The organism is Pseudomonas sp. CGJS7 (assembly GCF_036961695.1).
This window is the reverse complement of sequence record NZ_JBAMDI010000030.1, coordinates 74,127-93,736: the sequence shown is the minus strand read 5'-3', so window position 1 is coordinate 93,736 and position 19,610 is coordinate 74,127. Positions and strand designations below refer to the sequence as shown.

The window sequence follows — 19,610 nt, the reverse complement described above, 5'->3', positions numbered from 1 at the left end:
TATCCTGCCCACGACGGAACCCGGCGCACGTCCTTGTGCGCCGCCCTTCGGGTGTCCAACTGCTATCGCGAGTTAGTTGCGCCGCCGGGCCAGAGCAACGGCAACAGCAAGAGCAACAGCAACAGCAACAGCGCCCTCATCCGCCCTTCGGGCACCTTCTCAGCCTTGCACTCCCTGCGGTCGCCGCAGGCGGGAGAAGGGCAGGGCTGGTGGCAATCGTTTGTGCGTGCAAGTGGGTGAAGTGCGAGACGCGTAGAGACGCCATCGGTGCTCGAACCGCGCGAAACAGATCGCGGCCTCAGCCTGGCGACAGCCTCAAATCTCGCCCAACCGCGCCGCCTCGCGCCGATCCCGCCCGTTCTCCTTGGCCCGATACAACGCCGCATCGGCGCCATCGAACAAGGTGCGAACGTGCGTGTGCACGCCCGGAACGCAGGTATACAAGCCGATGCTCAAACTCACCCGCTGATCCTCATGCGCCTGCCCATAGCGAGCGTCGAGCTTGCGCATATCGTCGAGGATGCCATCGGCCACCCGCGCAGCGCCCTCGACGTGGGTGTCGGGCAGGATCAGCGCGAATTCGTCGCCGCCGAAACGCGCGGCCAGATCGCGCGGGCGGCGCGCGTGCGAGGCGATGATCTCGGCGATCTTCTGCAGCAGCTTGTCGCCGGCGCGGTGGCCGACCGAGTCGTTGTAGGCCTTGAAGTAGTCCACGTCGATCAACGCCAGCGACAACGGCGCGCGGGTGCGGCGCGCGCTGGCCAGTTCGTTCTGCAAAACGTGATCGAAACGGCGGCGGTTGCCCAAACGGGTCAAGGTGTCCAGGTTGGCTTCGCGGCGCCAGTGGCGCAGGTGGCCGACCATCCACGCCAGGTACGCGACGGCGATCATCAAGATGGTGGTGGCCGGCGGAAACCACCAGTCGCCCAGACGCAGCAGCGCCACGCTGCCGGCGGCGGTGGCCAGCGCGGCGGCGCTGGCGATCAGCAGCGGCCGTTGGTAGCGCGATTGCAGCATCAGCAACACCACCGCGGCCAGCATCGCCGCCGCCAGCAGCGCTTGCCACAGCATCGGCAGCGGCACGATCGCGCGGTCGTGCAGCAGCATCTCGATCACGTTGGCCTGGTACTCGGCGCCGTGCATGCGCACTTCTTCGGACATCGGCGTGAGGTAGCTCGGCACCAGCCCGGTCGCGGTCACCCCGATCACCACCCAGCGGCCGCGCAACAGGTCGGCCGGCACTTGGCCGCTGAGCACGTCGGAATACGAGACTTGGCCGAAGGTGCCGGGCGGGCCGGCGAAGCGGATGCGTACGTAGTTGTCGCGGGTCCATTGATACGGCGAGCCTTGCACCGAATCCGGACGGCGCAGGCCGGGCAGTGGCTTGGGCGCGGTGCCGGGTTCCATGCCGATCAGCGCCAGGCCCAGCGCCGGCCAGCGCGAATCGCCGAGGCCGGCCTTGAGGTACATGCCGCGGGTGGTGCCCTCGGCGTCGAGTTCGATGTCGGTGTGGCCGAGCGTGGTCGCGGCGGTGGCGATCACCGGGGTCGGCAGCACTTCCACCGGCGGGCCGTTCTGGCGCAGCGGCGCGGTGGTCACCGGCAGCGCGACCCGGCCGAGCCGGCGCATCGCCGTGGCCAGGGTGCGGTCGTGTTCGTCGCCGTTGCGGTCGGCTTCGGTCAGCACCAGGTCCAGGGCGACGCCGCGCACGCCGGCGTAGCCCAGGCGGTCGAGGATCTGCGCGTGGATGTCGCGCGGCCACGGCCATTGGCCGAGTTCGTTGAGGCTGCGATCGTCGATGGCGACGATCACCACGTCGTCGTCGGGCGGATACGCCCAATGCGAGAGGTGCAGATCGTAGAGAAAATCGTCGAACCGCCAGGTCGCGCCGCTGACGGTCAACAACGCGGCCAGACCGGCCGCGAGCAGGACCGCACCGCCACGCATCAGCCTGGACAGTGCGTTGGGCGTCATAAGGCCAGCAGCAACAGCACCGCGCCCGCCGCGCCGGCGCCGTAGCACAGACGGCAGGGCAGGCGGATTTCCTGGGTCGGGCCGTACGGCGCGGCGTAGCCATCGTCTTCGATGGTCTGCACGCGCACGTGCCAGGTTCCGCCGCCAGGGCGCTTGAGTTCGATCTGCGGCACGTCCACCACTTGCTCCAGCAGCAGTTGCGAGAAATCCGGCTTGCGCGAGATCTGCACACGATAACGCTGGCCGGGCTCGCCTTTTTGCCAGCGCAAGGTCAATTGGCCCTTGGCCGCTTGCGGCGGTTCCAGGCCGGGATCGGCCGGGGCGTCGCTGATCTGAAACGGCAAGGCGTTGCCGAAGCGGCCGATGCGGCCGTTGCCGTCGCGCGAGGCCACGCGCCAGAAGTAGGCGCCGGGGGGCAGCGCCTGTTCGGGGCGGTAGCGCAGGCCTTCGACTTCGGCGTCGGCGACGGGCTGCTCGAAGTTGGCGTCGCGGGCGATCTGCAAGCGGGTGCGCACGGCGTCCTGCGCGCGCGCCCATTCGAAGCGCGGCTTGGGCAGGTGCAGGGTCTGGCCGTCGGTGGGGTTGAGGGTCAGCGGCGGCAGCGGTTGGTCGTTGACGGTGAACACTTGCGCGCTGTCGCGGCCGCTCAGGCCGTTGCCGGCGATCGCGCGCACCAGCAGACGCTGGCGGCCGGCCGGCAGATCGTCGATACGCAGTTGGGTGTCGGTCACCCGGCTTTCGAACAGCAGCACTTCCGGCGCGTCGTCGCGCACCACTTCGACCCGATAGGCGCTGGCGCCGGGCACGCCGGCCCAGGCGACGGTGGCGGGCAGTTGTTCCAGTTGGGTGCGCTCGCGCGCCAGGGTCGGCGCGGGCAGCAGTTCGATCGGCTGCGAGGGCGCGCCGCCGGCGCTGGCGATGGCGCCGAAGCCGGGCTTGACCAGCACCTGGCCGCGCTGCGCGCCGACCTGGACCTTGCCTTCGAGCACTTCGGTCGCATCGATCGCGGCCTCGCCGCTGTCGGCGTCGCCGGCGCTGACTCGGAAGCGGGTGCCGCGCACGCTGGAGGTCGCCGACGGGGTTTCGATGATGTAGCGCGAGGCCGGGCCCTTGGCCGGAATCACCCGGTTGCTGGTGCGGCCGCGCTGCAGGCGCATGCGCGTGTCGACCATGCCGGTGCTGCCGTAGCTGCTGAGTTCGTCGAAGACGATGCGGCTGTTGTCTTGCACCATCAGCCGCGAACCGTCGGCGAACTCCAGCGTCGCGCTGGCGCCGGGTCCGGTTTCCAGGCGGCTGCCGATGCCGATGCGCATGCCTTCGCTGACCAGCGCCGCGGGGGTCTTGTCCGAGGCCAGCACGTTGACCGCGCCGCGCACCGCGATCACCCGCGCTTTGGCCGGCTCGATCCGCAGCCAGCCGATCGGGAAGCGCATGCTGGTGCCCGGGGGCAGGTGGTAGGGGTCGCTGATGCGGTTGTGTTCCTGCAGCCGGCGCCAGTTGATGCCGGCCTTCAGGTGGCGTGCGCCCAGATCCCACAAAGTGTCGCCGGGACGCACGCGATAGGCCCAATCCTGTGCCTGAGCGAAACCGGAAACGCCTAGAAACAGCGCCAGGACGGCGAGAAAGCGGCAGGTCTTCGCCAAGATCGACGCCGGCCGCGGGCGGCGGCTGCGGAGCGGGGAAGCAAACGGGTTCGCTGCAATCGGGGGCATCCGTAATCCGTGGCTGAGTTGGGATGGCGGGTACCGGCCAGGCCGGCGATCGGGGGACACAGCAACCCCCAATTATGCGGCTTCAGTCACATTTTTTCTGCTTTGTATCCCCCGGAACGGCCGCTTGGGGCGGACAGGCGGTGTGGCGCTGTTCGCTGTGGAGGCCGTTTGGACACGGTATTGGTGCGTTTGGCGTGCCTGCGAGCGAATCCTAGCGCTGATGGGGTGGGTGTGGGCGGGGCGGGTGGTGCCCGCTTGGCGGCGAGGGGGGGCTTGGGCGGCCGGGGCGACAGGTGCGGATGGGGCCGTGTCGCTGGTGTGTGGTGCGGCCGTGGGGTGTTGAGGGCCGTTGCGGCAGGGCGGGTGGCCGCAGAGGAGGTTTACGGCCGCTTGCAAGGCGGTCGTCTCTGGGAGGGTGAGAGCAAGATCAAAATGGATTCCGGCTTTTGCCGGAATGACGGTGGTGGGATTCCGGCTTCGCCGGAATGACGGTGGTGGGGTTTCGGCTTTCGCTGGAATGACGGGGCGGTGGGGGGCGACTTTCGCTGGAACGAGAGCCGGTGTCGGTGCCGGCTCTCGTTGCTGTGACGGTCGACGCGTCGCGAGGATCGCTCGGCGACGCTCAGGCCTTCTTCGCCTGGATCCAGCGATCGATCTTCTGATCCAGCAGTTCCAACGGCACCGCGCCGTCCTTGAGCACTTCGGCGTGGAACTCGCGGATGTCGAAGCGCGCGCCCAAAGCGTCGCGTGCGCGCTTGCGCAGTTCCATGATCTTGAGCTCGCCGATCTTGTACGCCAGCGCCTGTCCGGGAATGGCCATGTAGCGCTCGGCTTCGGCGGTCGACTGGGTTTGGCTTTCGGCCGAATTGGCCAGCATGTAGTCGATCACCTGCTGGCGGGTCCAGCCCTTGCTGTGCAGGCCGGTGTCGACGACCAGGCGGATCGCGCGCCACAGTTCGTTCTGCAGATAGCCGAAGTGGTCGATGTCGTCCTGGTACATGCCCAGGTCCTTGCCCAGCGATTCGGCGTACAGGCCCCAGCCTTCCGAGAACGCGGTTTCGCCGCCGAAACGGCGGAATTTGGGCAGGTCGGCGAGTTCCTGCTGCAAGGCCAGCTGGAAGTGATGGCCCGGGATCGCCTCGTGCAGGTACAGGTCTTCGGCGTCCCAGGTTTTGCGCGTCGGCAAATCGTAAGTGTTGACGTAGAAGATGCCGGGGCGGCTGCCGTCTTCGCTCGGGCGCATGTACGAGCCGCCCGCGGCCGACTGCGCGCGGAAGGCTTCGACCGGACGGATCTCGAACGGCGCTTTGGGCGTCAGCGAGAACAGTTCGGGAATCTTGCGGTTGACCTTGGCTTCCAGCCCGCGGTAGTGCGCCAGCAGTCCGTCTTCGTCCTTGAACATGAACTTGGGATCGGTCTGCAGGTACTGGAAGAACTCGCGCCGCCCGCCTTTGAATTTGGTGTCGGCGATGATCTTGTCCATCTCGGCGTGGATGCGCGCGACTTCGTCCAGACCGATCTGGTGGATCTGCGCGGGCGTCATCGAGGTGGTGGTGGAGCGGCGCGCGTTGAACGCATACCAGGCTTCGCCGTCGGGCAGCGCGGCCAGGCCGGCGCTGTCGCGGGCGTGGGGCAGGTAGTCCTCGCGCAGGTAGTCGCGCATGCGCCGGTACGCCGGCATCAGTTCGGTATCGATCGCGCGCCGGTAGTCCTGGGCGATCTGGGCTTTGTCGGCGTCGGAGAACGAGGCCGGCAGATTGGTCACCGGCTTCCAGAAGAGGGTGTCTTCGGCGCGCGGCTTGATCAGCGCGTCCAGCTGCGACTGCACCTTGACCATCAGCGCCTTGGGTTGGACGACGCCGCGTTCGACGCCTTCGCGGCTGTTGGCGATCATCTGATCGAACACCGCCGGCACTTTGCCGGCGCGGCGCAACCAATCGCGGTAGTCCTGCACGGTCTTGAACGGCTGCGAACCCGCGCCGGAACCGAGTTGGGCGACGCTGGCGGCGAAGTTGTTGAACTGGTTGATCGGCTGCAGCCAACTGGGGAAACGCTCGGCTTCCAGTTCGATGCGGGCGCTGCGCACGAAGATTTGGTAGCTCAGCAGGTCTTGCGCAGACAGGCCTTGGGTGCCGACTTGTTCGACTGTCTTGAGCCAGCGTTCGATGAACTCGCGCCGCTGCTTGCGGAATGCGGCGGTGGCGAAGTTGTGCAGTTCGCCGTTGTAGCGGCGGTCGCCTTGTGCGGTGGCGAGCAGTGGATTGAGCTTGAGGTTTTCTTCCCAGTACTGGTCGTACAGGCGGGCGAGTTTCTGGCCCTTGGTCTGCACGGTCGCGGCCGATTTGGATTCGGCCTGCGCGTCGGCGGCGACAGTGGTTTGGGTTTCGGCGGCGAACGCGGGCGCGGCGGCGCACAGCGTGGCGAGGATGGCGGCGCTGAGCAGCGACGCGGCCCGGCGCGCGGTCGCGCGCGGGCGGAGCGGGGAGGCGGTCATGTCGCGATCGATCCGGACGGATGGACTGGCAGGCTCGCCCGCGCGTTGCGCGCGGGCATGAGCCGAAGGTCATGCGGCGGTGGATGGATTGCGCGTTTGTGCCGCTGTTGGCGAGCTGTGGGACTGATCGGCGCGGAAGCCGGAGCAGGAGGCTTTGGAGTCATGTCGCGATAAGGCCCTGGATCCCAGCGTTCGCGGGGATGACGTTCTGAAGGATTACCGGGGCTTGTCGCAGCCGCTTCCGGCCGTCATTCCCGCGAAGGCGGGAATCCAGGGCTTCATCGCGACATACCCCTCAAGCCGTCATTCCCGCGAAGGCGGGAATCCAGGGCTTCATCGCGACATACCCCTCAAGCCGTCATTCCCGCGAAGGCGGGAATCCAGGGCTTCCTCGCGACACGCCCTCAACCGTCATTCCCGCGAACGCGGGAATCCAGTGCCTTATCGCGACGTGGCCATGAAGTCGCTGGATCCCCGCGTTCGCGGGGATGACGTTCTGGAGAGGGCTTGGCAACCAGCCCGTGTACTCAATCCTTAACCCGCGGCAGCGGCGCATAGTAAAAATCGCTCGGCTTGCCGATATCCCGCGCATAGAACAACACCCCCCGCTCCCACAGCACCGTCGGATGGAACTCGTCCCACTGGGTGTTGATGCACGGCCCCAGATTCGCCACCTGGGTAAAACGCCCGTCGCGCAGCCGCGCACGGTAGATATCGCCCCAGCCATAGCCGACATCGGGCAACGGATCGTTGGGGAAATCCAGACGCACGAACAACAACGTGCGCCCATCGGGCGAGATTTCCGGATTGAACTCCCAGCGCTGCGCGGTGTTGACCTCGCCTTCGATCTTCTGCGCCGGCGCGTAATCGCCGTTGCGCAGCCGCTGGCTGCGGTAGATGTCGAACTCGCCGGCGCGGTCGCTGGCGAAGTACAGGTTGCCGCGCAGGTCCATGCTCGGATACAGCTCATCGCCGGCGCTGTTGACCGCGTCGCCCAGATGCCGCGGCTGGCTCCATCCGCGCAGAGTGCGCTTGGCGATCCACAGATCCATTTTCTTGACCGCGCCATCGGGGCGCGGGCGCTCCGAGGAGAACACCAGATAGCGCCCGTCCGGCGACACGAACGGGTCCATGTCGGTGTGCACGCCGGAGATCGGCGCGACTTCCGGCGCGCTCCAGCCCGAGGGCCGCCAGTACGAGGTCATGATGGTCGCCTGCTCGCGCGTGCCCGGCCACCAGCCGCGGGTGGTGGCCCAGTACGCCCGCAGCCGGCTCGGGGTGAAGCTCAAGCGCCATTCCCACTGCGGCGTGGAAATCTTGCCCGGTTCGAAAATCTTCGGCTCCGGGCATTGATCGGCGGCGGACGCGGCGAAGGCGGCCGACAGGCAGGCGGCGAAGGCGGTCAGGCGCGCGGTTCGAACGGGGATTCGCATGGCGGTGTCCTTGCGAGGGGAGGTGGGCGCAGCCTGCACCGCCGCGGGCGCGGCGCACGCGCGGCGGGACCAATGGGCGCGGTCGCGGGATGAACGCGACGCCCGCGATTGCAAGCGCCGCGCACGCGGTCCAGCATCGGCGCTTATGCGCGATCGATTGACTTTATGGCTGGTGGTCTTGGGCTGGTGGACCCTCAACGGGCTGGTCTGGGTCGGCCAGGTCGGGACCATGCGCGAGGCCGGCGGGCAGGCGCCGGGCTGGCCGGACCTGTTGCGCCAGCACATGGCCAGCGCGTGGTTGTGGGTGCCGATCACGATGGGCCTGCTGTGGTGCGTGCGGCGTTATCCGATCGAACCCGGCCGGGTGGTGCGCGCGTTGGCGGTGCAGAGCGCGGCGGTGGCGGCGGTGATCGTGCTGCGCGCCGGCGCGGTGTTCGCGCTCAACGGCATGATCGGTTGGTACGAACGCTTGCCGTCGATAAGCGGGCTGCTCACCGCCAGCGTGCTCAACAATCTGCTGATGAGCTGGATGATCGTCGGCGTCGCCCACGCCTTGGTCTACGCCGAACGCGCCCGCCAACGCGAGCGGCAAACGATGGAACTGGAGTCGCGCCTGGCGCGGGCGCGGCTGGATGCGCTGGCCGCGCAGCTCAACCCGCACTTCCTGTTCAACGCGCTCAACTCCATCGCCGAGATGGTCCATCGCGATCCCGACGGCGCCGACCGCATGCTGGTCGATCTGGGCGCGTTGCTGCGCCACAACCTGGACAGCTCGGGCCAGCAGGAAATCGCCCTGCGCGACGAACTGGCCGCGCTCGATCATTACATCGGCATCGAAAAAATCCGCCTGGGCGAGCGGCTGCGGATGAACTGGGCGATCGATTCGGCCTTGCTCGACGCGCGCGTGCCGCAATTGCTGTTGCAGCCGCTGGTGGAGAACGCGATCCATCACGCGGTGGCCACCCGCACCACGCCGGGCGAGGTGTCGGTGCGCGCGCAGCGCAGCGACGAGCATCTGATCCTGGAAGTCAGCGACGACGGCGGCCAGCGCAGCGCGCCGCAAGGCGCCGGGGTGGGGCTGAGCAACACCCGCGCGCGCCTGCAAGGCTTGTACGGCGGCGATCACCGCCTGGAGATCGGCGCGCGGCCCAGCGGCGGCACCTGCGTGCGTCTGCAATTGCCGTATCGCCGTTGGCAGCCGCATGAGGTGGTCGCATGAATCCGACGGCGTTGCGCGCGGTGGTGGTGGACGACGAAGCGATGTCGCGCGCGCGTTTGCGCCGGCTGCTGGGGCAGGAGCGCGGGGTCGAGGTGGTGGCCGAATGCGGCGACGGCGACAGCGCGCTGGCGGCTTTGCGCCGGTTGCGTCCGGACGTGGTGTTTCTGGATATCCGCATGCCCGATCTGAGCGGCTTCGGGGTGTTGCAGAATCTGCCGCCGGACCAGCGGCCGCAGGTGGTGTTCGTCACCGCGCACGCCGAGCACGCCCTGCGCGCGTTCGACGTGGAAGCGGCGGATTACCTGCTCAAGCCGTATTCGGCCGAGCGCCTGCACGCGGCCCTGGAACGGGTCCGGCGGATGCGCGCGGCGTCGCCGTCCGAACCTGCCGCGGGCGCGGTGGCCGAGGCCTATCCGCAGCGGCTGGCGGTGCCGGTCGGTGCGCGCCTGCGGCTGCTGGCGGTGGAGGAAATCGAATGCGCGATCGCGCAAAGCAACTACGTCGAACTGCGCGCGAGCGGCCAGGCCTATCTGTTGCGCGAAACCTTGAGCGGCCTGGAAGCGCGGCTGGACCCGCGCCGTTTCGTGCGCATCCACCGCTCAAGGATCGTGCGCATGGATGCGGTGCGCGATATCGAACACCTCGACGGCGGCCGCTATCTGCTGCGGCTGGCCAGCGGGCTGCGCCTGGGCAGCGGCGCGAGTTATCGCGAGAAGGTGCGCGAGGCGATGGGTCTGGCCTGAGCCCGGAACGCCCGGGCCCGCTCAGTCCGCCGCGGCTTCGTCCTGCAACTGCTTGGCGCGCGCGTGGCCCAGATAGCTGTGAATCCAGATCCGCAGCAGATAGATCAGCGGAATCATCGCCACCGCCGCCAGCATCTTGTAGACGTAGTTGACCGAGCCGATCGCCAGGAACTGCGGGATCGGCCAATGCTGCGGGCCGAGCACGAAGGCGATGTACAGCACCACGAAGCTGTCGACCAATTGCGAGACCGCGGTCGAACCGGTCGCGCGCAACCAGATGTGCTTGTCGCCGGTGACGCTGCGGATGCGGTGGAACACGCCGACGTCGATCAACTGGCCGACCATGAACGCCACCAGCGAACCGCCGATGCTCCACATGCCCTGGCCGAAGATCGCCGCGAACGCGGCCTGATAATCCGGCACGCCCTGCGCCTGCGCGGCCTTGACCCACCAGCCCGCCGGGGCCAGCGCGATCGCGGCGAAGGCGAACACGAAGCCGTAGGCGATCAGGATCGCGGCCAGCCAGGAGATCAGGCGCACGCCGCGGCGGCCGAAGAATTCGTTGATGACGTCGGTCATCAGAAACACCACCGGCCACAGCAAGGTGCCGGCGGTGAAGTTCAGCGAGCCGGTCTGGCCGAACAGATTCCATTGCAGCGGCGCGATGCCGAGGGTGTCTTCCAGGGCGAAGATCTTGACCCCGATGAACTCGGCCAGCGCCGCGTTGACGCAGAAGAACGCCGACAACACGATGAACAACCGCAGCGAGCGGTCGCGCAGCGTCGGCGTGCCCTGGCCGCCGGCGAAGGCGATGGACGATTCGCCGGCGCTCACCGCTTCGGCCTCACCCGGTAGATCACGCCGCTCTTGTCGTCGCTGAACAAAAAGCTGTCCGGGCCGGTGCGCAGCACGTCGCAAGGACGGCCGAGCACTTTGCCGCCGGCGAGGAAGCCGTTGACCAGATCGCCGCCCGGACGGCCGTCGGCCTTGACCCGGACGATGCGATAGCCGTGATTGAGGCTGAGCTTGCTGGCGCCGTGCAGGGCGACCAGGAACTCATCGCGCACCGCGCCCTTGTCGGTGGAGGGGAACCACGCCAGACCCAGCGCCGAAGCATGCGAGGGGAAGAACGAGAACGTCTTCGGCGCGTTGAGGCAGCCGGCCTTGCGCGGGAATTTCGGATCGGCCAGCGGCTTGCCGCCGCTGTAGTAGCAATACGGCCAACCGTAGTCGGCGCCGTCCTGGACCACGAACATGGTCTCATCGGGTTTTTGATCGCCCAGATGGTCGGAGCCTTGGTTGGTGGCGAACAGCTTGCCGTCGCGGTACAGCAGCCCGACCGCGTTGCGCAGCCCGCTGGCGTAGATGCGGCGGCCGCTGCCGTCGGGATTCATCTGCAGGATCGCCGCGCGCACGTCTTCTTTTTCCACGCAGGCGTTGCAGCTGCTGCCGACGGAGACGTAGAGCTTGCCTCCGCCGAAGGCGAGCGTGCGGGTGAGGTGCCAGCCGCCGTATTTGTAGCTCAGGCCGTAGTCGGGAAAGCTCGCCAGCACTTCCGGTTCGGAGGAAGGTTTGAGGTCGCCGTTGCGGTAACGGTAGCGCAGCAGCTTGTCGGTGTTGGCCACATACAGCCACGCTTGCCCGGCCGGATCGGTGTGGAAGGCCACGCTGTTGGGATTGCGCTGCTTGTCCAGGTACGCCGAAATCTTGCCGTAGCGTTCGGTCTTTTCGTCCCAGCCGTCGAGCACGTAGACGCGGCCGAGCTTGTTGTCGCTCAGATCGCGCATGTCGGTGACGAAGATGCGGCCGTCGGGGCTGCGGGCGAAAAAGCGCACCCGCTTGAGGCCTTGCACCACCGGCACGATTTCCAGTTCGGCGGGCAGATTGAGGCTGAAGCTGCGGCCGTCGTCGAGCTTGACCGGGTGCGGGGTCAGCGGCGCCGGGGCGGCGAGGGCGGCGCCGGCGAACAACGCGCTGGCAGCGGCGGCGGCGCGCAGCGCCGAAAACAGGGAAGGGATCATCGCGGGGCGTCCGTGTCGTTGGCCGGGTGAGCGGCGGGTGCGGAGAAGGGAATCGTGGACGGCGAGACCGCGCCGCCGGAGATGATGAAGCTCATCGCCTGATCCACGGTCCAGTCGGTCGGGGTGATCTTTTCCACCGGCACGATTTCCAGATAACCCGAAGTCGGGTTGGGCGTGGTCGGCACGTACACCGCGGCCAGTTCGCGGCCGGTGCCTTGTTCGCGCATGACCTTGGTGACGAAGCCGATCGATTTCATTTCGTTGTGCGGGAAGTCGACCAGCACCACGCGCTGGGTGCCGTCGGGCTTGGTCTGCAGGATGTCGAGCAACTGCCGCGCGCTGCCGTAGATGGTGCTGGCCAGCGGGATGCGCTTGATCATCGATTCGAACCAGCGCAGCACGGTCTGGCCGACCACGCGTCGGGCCATCGCGCCGGAGAGCAGGATCACGCCGACGGTTGCGGCCAGGGCGATGGCGGTTTGCACCCATTGGTCGTTCAACCAGCCCAGCGCTTGCGGCGACGCGGTGGCGAGGTTTTCCAGCAGCGGGCCGATCAGTGGGCGGCTGGTGTCGGACAGCAGTACGAACACGAATTTGACTACCACCCAGGTCAGCCAGATCGGCAGCAGGGTCAGTAGGCCGGTGAGGAACAGGCGTTGCAGGTTGGGGGGGCGCATGGGCGCGATTGTAGGCGAGGGCGGTGGCCGGGTGGGTGGCGCAAATCCCCCGCGCTGTGGGGGCGTTGGCTTCGGTGGTTGGCGCGGGGCGCTTGCCCCCTTTTGCAAAGGGGGCACCGACTTTCAGCGTTGCCTTGCGAAGGGGCGCCGACTCTCGGCTTCTCTTTGCGGAGCGAGCGCCGAACCTCATCGCCCCCTTTGCAAAAGGGGGCGAGCGCCCTACGCAGGCACGAAGCACCAAAAATCCACCGGCGCGGGGGATTTGCTCCACCCCGCGACGAACCCACCCTCAGCGCTCGCGCACCAACCGAAACCCGACATCGTCATAACCGCGAGACGCACTCAACGGCCGCTGCGCCGACCCACTGCGCCAGGAACCGCCACCAACCTGCCGCTGCTGACAATTGCGCCCGCAATCGGCCGACCACATCGACAACGCGCGCCCGCTCGCACCGGGCATGCGCTGCGCTTCCTCGGCGGTAGGCAAACGATACCGACGCCCGGTCTGCTGGCTGTACCACTGCGCGTACGCTTCCGCATCGCCGGTAGACACACACACCACCGGTTCGGAATCGGTCTGATCGAAACCCGGCGCGCGCCAATCCTTCGGCGCGATCATCCGCAGCAACGACACGCGTTCGCGGCACAGCGCCGGCGCGCGTTGGTGCGCGCTGGCGAAGCGCGCGTACTCGCCGCGGCTGACCGGACGCGGGTTGAAACTGACCGCGACGCTGGCGGTCGGCGCGACCGCGGTGGCGGCGACGCCGCGGGCGACGCTGCCGTCGCCGGCGATGCCGCGCGCCTGCGCGACCAGACGGCTGGACAGGGTGCGTGGCAGCGAGAATTCCTCGGCCAGCGCGATCACCTTGCCCGCATCGGCGCCGTCGCCGCGGCGCGCGGCCTGGTCCAGACGGGTTTGCAAGGCTTGGCCGGCCTTTTCGCGCAGCGCGCGCTGGGCTTGCGAATCGGCGGTGCCGGTCTGCTGGCCGAGCGCGGTGGCGTTGACCAAGTGTTCGCGCGCGCGCTGGTCGCGGCCTTCGCGCAGATCGCGGGCGAGTTCGTCGCCGAAGGCTTGGGTCAGCTCGTTCACCACCACCGCCACTTCCGGATTGGTGCTGTCCAGATGCCAGGCGGTGAGCAAGCTGTTGTAGGCGTTGGCGTCGGCCGGCGAAGCCAGCCGCCCCTGCGCGATGTAACCGCGCGCGGCCTGCAGCGAATCCTGCAACGGCGCTTGCGGCAGCGGCGCCATCATCGCCTGGGTCGGGTCGTTGACCGCAGTCGCGGCGGTCTGCTCGCGCGCGGGCTCGACCTTGAAGAAACCGTCCTTCTCCACCCGGTTCAAGGCGAAGGCGATGGTGACCACGGCGATCGCGACCACCGCCAGACCGGCCCAGGCCGGCGTCGCCCAACGCTTGAGCGGGCGCAGGTGGCTGAGCAATTTGCCCATGCCGCTGAGTTCGCCGCGGTGTTTGATTTCGGCCACCGCTTCGGCCATTTCGGCGGCGTCGTCGAAACGCTGGTCGGGCTGCTTGGACAGCGCGCGGTTCATGAAGCGCTGCCAGTGCTTGAGCGGCGGCGGCAGTTTCGGAATCGGGTCCTGCGCGTGCATCACCGCCATCGACAGCGCGTCGGGCGCTTCGAACGGCAGCCGGCCGGTGAGCATTTCCCAGCACAGCACGCCCAGGCTGTAGAGATCGGCGCGGCCATCGACTTCTTCGCCGCGCGCCTGTTCCGGCGCCATGTACGCGGTGCTGCCCACGGCCAGGCCGGTGGCGGTCATGCGCGCGCCGAAGCCGCGGCGCAGGGCGATGCCGAAATCGGCCAGCAGCGGGCGTTCGGTGACGTCGAACAATACGTTCTCGGCCTTGACGTCGCGATGGACCACGCCGCGCGCATGGGCGTATTCCAGCGCCGACAGCAGCGGTTCCATGATCGCGATGACGTCGGTTTCGCCGCGGGCGAAGCCTTGTTCGATACGCTTGCCCAGATGGCCGCGCGGCAGGAACGGCATCGCGTAGTAGGGCAGCCCGTCGCGGGTGCGGCCGACTTCGTGGATGCCGACGACGTTGGGATGCTCCAGCCGGGCGATGGTGCGCACTTCGTTTTCGAAGCGGCGGCGGCTGACTTCATCGGCCAGCGCGTGCGGCAGCATGATTTTGACCGCGACCTCGCGGCCGAGCGCGCTCTGCTCGCCCAGGTACACCGAAGAGGAGCCGCCGTGATTGATGAGCTGGCGCAACCGGTAGCCGGGTATCTCCGGCATCGGAACGCTGACGGCATCGGTTTGCGGTGTGACGTTCGACATTCGCGGCCCCGTGTCGCGACTGCGCAGCATAGCTGCCGCTGCAGTGCCCGCGCGTCGGGTAGTGTGGCTTTTCTATGGCTTCGTTTACAAGTCTGGATGCGGAGCCAGCGGCTGTTTTGGTGGCCGGCCCGTACTGTCCCGACGTGCAACGAATGTTGCCGGAGGTCTCACTGGGGCGATGTGAACGACCGGCGCGGCGCGCGCCGGGCGGCTGTCAGCGGTCGCGTTTGCGCCGCACGTACAGCTGTTTGCGCACCTTGGCGACGACCTCGCCGCTGGCATCGACGACGTCGGTGTCGAACCAGCGCAGGTATTTGTCGCCGCCGGCGGTGGCCTGGCGCAATTCCTCCAGCACCTGCTCGCTCAGATCGAACTGCGCGCGCACCGTGCCGCGGCCGGGTTTGACGAATTCGATGCTGCCGGCGCGGTCCCAGACGATGTAGTCGCGGCCGAGCGCGTTCATCGCCAGCAGCATCCAGAACGGGTCGGTCATCGAGAACAGGCTGCCGCCGAAGTGGGTGCCGACGTAGTTGCGGTTCCAGGGCCGCATCCGCAGTTCCACCGTGGCGTGGCGGTAATCGGCGGCGATGGCGGTTACCCGGATGCCGGAGAACAGGAACGGCGGCCACAGGTTCAGGCCATGTCGCAGGGTCGAGGATTTCATGCGCGCTGGGGTGGGGAGGGCGCGCTTAGAGTGCCATACGCATGCGTATTGTTAAAGTCGGTTGCGTGTGCCGCCGCTCGTTTGGGTGGGTTTGGTTCGAAAGCGCAAATCAAAATGGGTTCCGGCTTGCGCCGGAATGACGGGGGGTGCGGGGCGGGGATGCGAGCGGCGGCGCTGGGGCGCCGCCGCCGTCGCGGGTCGGGCGTCGTGGGTCAGAAGCGGTAACCCAGGCCGAGCATCACCCCGTGCTCGGTGCCGGCGTCGGAGCGGCGGCCGGCGTAGTCGATCAGCACCGACAGCCGCTCGGTCGCCTGGCTGTTCAAGCCCAGGTTCCACGACAACTGGGTTTCGCCGCCGTCCTGGCTGTTGACCGCGAACGGCAGGCCGGGCTCGGCCTGGAACGCGGACAGGTAACCGGCGCGGTGGTCGCGCAGTTCCTTCTGCCACAGCAGGCGCAGATGCGGGGTCAGGGTTTCGCCGCTGCGGGTGGTGAAGGCGCGCGCGTACTGCACGCCGGCGCCGACGCGCAGGCTGTCGAGCGCTTGCGAGCGGCCGCTCAGCGGCGCGGCGCCGTCGCCGCGTTCGCGGAAACTCACGCCGGAGTGGCGCGAGTAATCGATCACCGGCAACAGCAACTGCCAGTTCTGGGCGCTGCCCAGGCCGAGCCCGTGTTCGAGCTTGGCCGACAGCGCGTGGCTGCGGTAGCTGGCGCGGTCGCCGCCGCCGAGGCCGTCGATGCCCTGGATGCTGCGGGTGGTGTCGTGCTTGAGGTCGGTGTAGCGCAGGCTGGCGTTGAAGTAGCCGCGGCTGTAGCCGCCGTCGAGGTAGGCGCCCAGGTCGATCGCATCGACCTCGGCGCGGAACTGGGTCGGCGCGGTCTTGGCCGACATCGAAGCGAAGCCCAGGCTGCCGCCGATGGTGATGCGGCCGTCGGCGACGACGGTGTCGGCGCCGAACATCGCGCCGCCGACCGTGTAACCCATCTGCGCCACGCCGTCGCCGCGGTCGATGCGGCCGCGCGAACCGAAGCCGCGGCCCCACACGTTCGCGCCGCGTGCGGCTTCGCCGGCGGGCGCGGTGCCGGGATCGTTGAGGTACAGCGCCAGCTGACTCAGATCCGCGCCGTGACGGCCTGCCGCGCCGCCGCCGGCTTGCATTGCGCCGACCGCGGCCAGATCGCCGCCTTCGCCGCCGCCGCTGCGCAGATCGCTCAGACGCGCGGTGAGCACATTGCCGAAGCTGTCGGCCAAGGCGCGGTCGGCCAGACGCAGAGTGGCGTGGCCGTCGCCGCGCAGCGCGCCGGCCTGGGCGCGGGCGACGTCGCGATCGGCGAACTGCAACGCGCCCAGCACCGGCGCCAGCGCACTGGGCTGCTTGTAAGAAGCCGCGCGCAAGGCCACGCCCAATCCGTCGCCGGAGGCGGCGTTGGCGAACAAGGCGGTGTCTTCGAACGCCGGGTTGGCGATCAGCGAAATCTTGTCGGCGCTTTGCAGTACGCGGAAACTCAGTAGCGAGTTGGCGCTGGCGTAGACCAGGGCATCGGCGGAGCTCAGATCGACCGACTTGCCGCCGTTGGCGGCGACCGAATCGAACGCGCCGACGATAAAGGGCTTGTCGCTGGCCGCGGGCGCGGCGTCGAACTCATCGCAACTAGTGAAGCGCAGCGCGCACAGCGCAGCGCCCGGATGGCTCAGCGCTGCCGGATCGACCGCGCCGGCGACCAGCGGCAACTCGCGCTGCGCGGCGTAGTAACCGGGCTGCACATCCAGCGCCAGCCGCGCGCCGGTCAGGCTGAGTTGAGCGCGGGCGAAGGCGCGGCGGTAGTCCCAGATGTCCAGGCCGACGTCTTCGATCACTTCGCTTTGCAGCAGTTGCAGCGCCGGCGCCTGGGTGTCCGGGGTCACGCTGAAACGCGCGGTCGCGCCATCGAGCACGCCGACGCCGGCGCCGTTGGCCTTGACGATCTGCACGCCGCGTTCGTCCTGCAGCGAGCCCGGCGACACCTTGAGGCCGGCGGGCTGAAACACGCTGTTGTCGAACACGTTGGCCAACGCGGTGACGCTGCCGTAGCCCTCCAGCACACCGTCGAGGATCGAGGTGCGCCGGCTCAATTGACCGCCGCGCATCGATACGCGGCCGCCGTGGTCGGCCAGGATGCGTTCGGCCGAGTCGATCTTGGCGCCGGTGTTGAGCTCCAGGGTGCCGCCGTCGACCCACACCAGCGCGGTGGCCGCAGTGGTGTCGAGCGACCACTGGCTGCCGCTGCCCAGGCGGACGATGCCGTAGGCGTCTTCGACGCTGCCCGGCGCATAGTTGGGATTGATGTTGCCGCGCACCGTGCCTTGCACGTTCAACATGTCGGCGACCCGGGCGTAGTCGCTGCGGTTGGCGATGGTGTCGCTGAAGATCGTCACCCCGGGATAGTCGGTGCAGCCGCCCTGCGCGCTGGTGTCCGCGGTGGGGCAGAAGCGGGTGGCGATGGTTTGCAGGGCCGGATCGAAGTAGCGCAGAAAGCCCGATTGCTGGGTCAACTCGTAGTGCGCCTGGGTGATCCGGCCCATCGCGTGGGCGCCTTCTTCACCGAGGATTTCGCGGTAGTAGTCCAGATACTCTTCCTGGCCCGGATACGGAATCGGGCCGCGCGAATTGGCGGCGCCGTGGATGCCGAGCACGGTCTGGTCGTAGCTGCCGTACACCGGCAGATCGAAGCGGGTGATGCGGCGTTCGATGCCGGCGGCGAACGCGTCGGCGCAGGCGGAGAAACACCCGCCGTCGAGAATGGTGTTGAGCCCGCGCTCGCGGATGACCGCGCCCATGCCGACGCCGCCGCTGGCCGCGCCGCCGGGCGAATTGCGGAACACCACCGTGGTGATCTTCTTGCCGGCCGCTTCGGCGCGTTGCAGCAACGCGTTGAGCGTGCGCGGATCGCTGGAGACGACGCTGCCGGTGGCGATGAGGTGTTCGCCGTTGATGTGGAACGACATCGCCGCTGCCGGCGTTATCCATGCCGAGGCGAGCAAGGAAACACTGATGGCGCAAGCGAGCGCGCGCGAACGCGGCGCGGACAGGGGGCGTCGTGGGGTCATCGCGTCGAAATCCTGACTTTGAGATTTTGAGAGAGGCACGAACCGCCGGCGAGATCGTGTGGCCTCGCTTACATCCGGTTGGGGGCGTTGCGGTATGTGTGATACTCAAAACGTGGTCGGATCGATTTCACCCTACCTGTGATTTCGATTTCGATGCGGCGACCGTGTGCGCGCCGTGTCGGCGCATCGGCGGTCGCATGCAACGGTTGCGGCGACAACGGCGTGTCGCCGCTGTCGCGGATTTCCCCGCGGCGACGGGGAAATCGCAGTTGCGCTCACGCCCGCGGCAGCGCGCGCATCGCACTGGCGTGTCGAAGCCTCGACACGCCAACGCGATCAGAACAACAGCGACGCCATCTTGCGCCGGTACTTGCCGACCAGATCTTCGTCGGCGATCACCCGGAACGCGTCGATCAGCGCCTTGCGCGGCAAACCGTCCTGGAACGCGCGGTCGGCGCGCAGCATTTCGATGAATTGATCCAGCCCGGCTTGTTCCTGGCCGGCGACCAGCAAACGCGCGCCGAGCAGATAGCGCGCCTGCAGATCGCCCGGCTGCGCGGCGACGGCCGCTTCCAGGGTCTGCGCCGGCGGCGCGTCGGCGGTGGCGGCGATGAAGCCGAGCTTGGCGCGCGCGCGCAGGCTGCGGTCGTCGGTGGCCAGATTGGCCGGCAACGCGTCGAGCAGTTGTTCGGATTCGCGCGCCGCGCCGGTGGCGAGCAGGGCCAGGGCCAGATCGAGCTTGAGTTCGGGCTTGTCGGGTTGTTCGGCCACCTCGTGGCGCAGGCGCACGACTTCGGCATGCGGGTCCAGCGCCGGCGCTTCGGCGGCGGCCTCGGGTTCCGGCGCGGCGGCCGGTTCGATCGCGTGGTGCTTGAGGAACTCGCGCACCGCGCTTTCCGGCAGCGCTTCGGCGAAGCCGTCGACCAGTTGCCCGTCCTTGACCAGGAACACGGTCGGGATCGAGCGGATCTGGAACGCGGCGGCGATCTGCTGCTCGGCCTCGACATCGACCTTGGCCAGTTCGAACGCGCCGTTGAACTCGCCGGCGAGCTTTTCCAGGATCGGGCCCAGGGTCTTGCACGGCTGGCACCAATCGGCCCAGAAATCGACCAAGACCGGCACCTTCAGCGATTTCTGCAGTACCTCTTCCTGGAAGCGCTCGGTGGTGGCGTCGAAGACGTGGGGTTTGGCGGTAGCGGTCATCGGCAGGCTCGTGGGGCTGTGCGGGGTCGGAACCCGAAGTGGGGGCGATGCGGGCCTCAGGCAAGCGCCGGCCCGCGCG

General features: G+C 68.2%; 14 protein-coding genes. 3 read left to right on the top strand and 11 right to left on the bottom strand.

Annotated elements, in window-relative coordinates:
* The coding region (locus V7787_RS19425; protein ID WP_336089152.1) for a hypothetical protein at positions 1–240 on the top strand (240 nt) is incomplete at its 5' end.
* Between the two features lie 75 nt (positions 241–315).
* Here the strand turns inward: V7787_RS19425 and V7787_RS19420 are convergent.
* From V7787_RS19420 to V7787_RS19405, 4 genes are all read right to left on the bottom strand, one after another.
* Positions 316–1,974: a CHASE2 domain-containing protein gene (locus tag V7787_RS19420; RefSeq protein WP_336089151.1), complete on the bottom strand. Its 1,659-nt coding sequence runs from the start codon at positions 1,972–1,974 to the stop codon at positions 316–318.
* Positions 1,971–3,617: a FecR family protein gene (locus V7787_RS19415; protein ID WP_336089150.1), complete on the bottom strand. Its 1,647-nt coding sequence runs from the start codon at positions 3,615–3,617 to the stop codon at positions 1,971–1,973. Before V7787_RS19415 ends, V7787_RS19420 begins: the two co-directional genes overlap by 4 nt.
* 691 nt (positions 3,618–4,308) lie before the next feature.
* Entirely contained in the window at positions 4,309–6,180 is a 1,872-nt protein-coding gene (locus tag V7787_RS19410) for a DUF885 domain-containing protein (RefSeq protein WP_336089149.1), read from the bottom strand.
* A gap of 527 nt (positions 6,181–6,707) precedes the next feature.
* Entirely contained in the window at positions 6,708–7,613 is a 906-nt protein-coding gene (locus V7787_RS19405; RefSeq protein ID WP_336089148.1) for a TolB family protein, read from the bottom strand.
* 145 nt (positions 7,614–7,758) lie between these two features.
* Here V7787_RS19405 and V7787_RS19400 point away from each other — a divergent pair, with 145 nt between their 5' ends.
* Together V7787_RS19400 and V7787_RS19395 are read left to right on the top strand one after the other, a co-directional pair.
* Positions 7,759–8,832: a sensor histidine kinase gene (locus V7787_RS19400; protein WP_336089147.1), complete on the top strand. Its 1,074-nt coding sequence runs from the start codon at positions 7,759–7,761 to the stop codon at positions 8,830–8,832.
* On the top strand, positions 8,829–9,575 hold the full coding sequence (locus V7787_RS19395; RefSeq protein WP_336089146.1) for a LytR/AlgR family response regulator transcription factor: 747 nt from the start codon (positions 8,829–8,831) through the stop codon (positions 9,573–9,575). The genes V7787_RS19400 and V7787_RS19395 overlap by 4 nt, the downstream gene beginning before the upstream one ends.
* Before the next feature lie 21 nt (positions 9,576–9,596).
* On the opposite strand, the gene V7787_RS19390 is transcribed toward V7787_RS19395, so the two are convergent.
* From V7787_RS19390 to trxA, 7 genes are all read right to left on the bottom strand, one after another.
* Complete coding sequence (locus V7787_RS19390; protein WP_336089145.1) at positions 9,597–10,409, bottom strand: queuosine precursor transporter; 813 nt, start codon at positions 10,407–10,409, stop codon at positions 9,597–9,599.
* On the bottom strand, positions 10,406–11,596 hold the full coding sequence (locus tag V7787_RS19385; RefSeq protein ID WP_336089144.1) for a PQQ-dependent sugar dehydrogenase: 1,191 nt from the start codon (positions 11,594–11,596) through the stop codon (positions 10,406–10,408). Before V7787_RS19385 ends, V7787_RS19390 begins: the two co-directional genes overlap by 4 nt.
* Positions 11,593–12,273, bottom strand: a complete 681-nt coding sequence (locus V7787_RS19380; protein WP_336089143.1) for a DUF502 domain-containing protein — start codon at positions 12,271–12,273, stop codon at positions 11,593–11,595. The genes V7787_RS19385 and V7787_RS19380 overlap by 4 nt, the downstream gene beginning before the upstream one ends.
* A 289-nt stretch (positions 12,274–12,562) precedes the next feature.
* Complete coding sequence (locus tag V7787_RS19375) at positions 12,563–14,578, bottom strand: bifunctional serine/threonine-protein kinase/formylglycine-generating enzyme family protein (RefSeq protein WP_336089142.1); 2,016 nt, start codon at positions 14,576–14,578, stop codon at positions 12,563–12,565.
* A 214-nt stretch (positions 14,579–14,792) separates the two neighbouring features.
* The gene (locus tag V7787_RS19370) at positions 14,793–15,242 is read right to left on the bottom strand and encodes a DUF4442 domain-containing protein (RefSeq protein ID WP_336089141.1); all 450 of its coding nucleotides are present in this window, start codon (positions 15,240–15,242) and stop codon (positions 14,793–14,795) included.
* A gap of 212 nt (positions 15,243–15,454) precedes the next feature.
* Complete coding sequence (locus V7787_RS19365; protein WP_336089140.1) at positions 15,455–18,328, bottom strand: autotransporter domain-containing protein; 2,874 nt, start codon at positions 18,326–18,328, stop codon at positions 15,455–15,457.
* Between the two features lie 336 nt (positions 18,329–18,664).
* A complete protein-coding gene (trxA, locus tag V7787_RS19360) occupies positions 18,665–19,531 on the bottom strand; it encodes a thioredoxin (protein WP_336089139.1) in 867 nt (288 codons plus the stop codon).
* Between the last annotated feature and the right edge of the window lie 79 nt (positions 19,532–19,610).

What these genes read in the sequence shown, in the direction of transcription:
- V7787_RS19400 (WP_336089147.1), top strand. Translation starts at nt 7,759, where the DNA reads ATGCGCGATCGATTGACTTTATGGCTGGTGGTCTTGGGCTGGTGGACC.
- V7787_RS19380 (WP_336089143.1), bottom strand. Translation starts at nt 12,273, where the DNA reads ATGCGCCCCCCCAACCTGCAACGCCTGTTCCTCACCGGCCTACTGACC.
- trxA (WP_336089139.1), bottom strand. Translation starts at nt 19,531, where the DNA reads ATGACCGCTACCGCCAAACCCCACGTCTTCGACGCCACCACCGAGCGC.
- V7787_RS19365 (WP_336089140.1), bottom strand. Translation starts at nt 18,328, where the DNA reads ATGACCCCACGACGCCCCCTGTCCGCGCCGCGTTCGCGCGCGCTCGCT.
- V7787_RS19370 (WP_336089141.1), bottom strand. Translation starts at nt 15,242, where the DNA reads ATGAAATCCTCGACCCTGCGACATGGCCTGAACCTGTGGCCGCCGTTC.
- V7787_RS19395 (WP_336089146.1), top strand. Translation starts at nt 8,829, where the DNA reads ATGAATCCGACGGCGTTGCGCGCGGTGGTGGTGGACGACGAAGCGATG.
- V7787_RS19420 (WP_336089151.1), bottom strand. Translation starts at nt 1,974, where the DNA reads ATGACGCCCAACGCACTGTCCAGGCTGATGCGTGGCGGTGCGGTCCTG.
- V7787_RS19385 (WP_336089144.1), bottom strand. Translation starts at nt 11,596, where the DNA reads ATGATCCCTTCCCTGTTTTCGGCGCTGCGCGCCGCCGCCGCTGCCAGC.
- V7787_RS19405 (WP_336089148.1), bottom strand. Translation starts at nt 7,613, where the DNA reads ATGCGAATCCCCGTTCGAACCGCGCGCCTGACCGCCTTCGCCGCCTGC.
- V7787_RS19410 (WP_336089149.1), bottom strand. Translation starts at nt 6,180, where the DNA reads ATGACCGCCTCCCCGCTCCGCCCGCGCGCGACCGCGCGCCGGGCCGCG.
- V7787_RS19375 (WP_336089142.1), bottom strand. Translation starts at nt 14,578, where the DNA reads ATGTCGAACGTCACACCGCAAACCGATGCCGTCAGCGTTCCGATGCCG.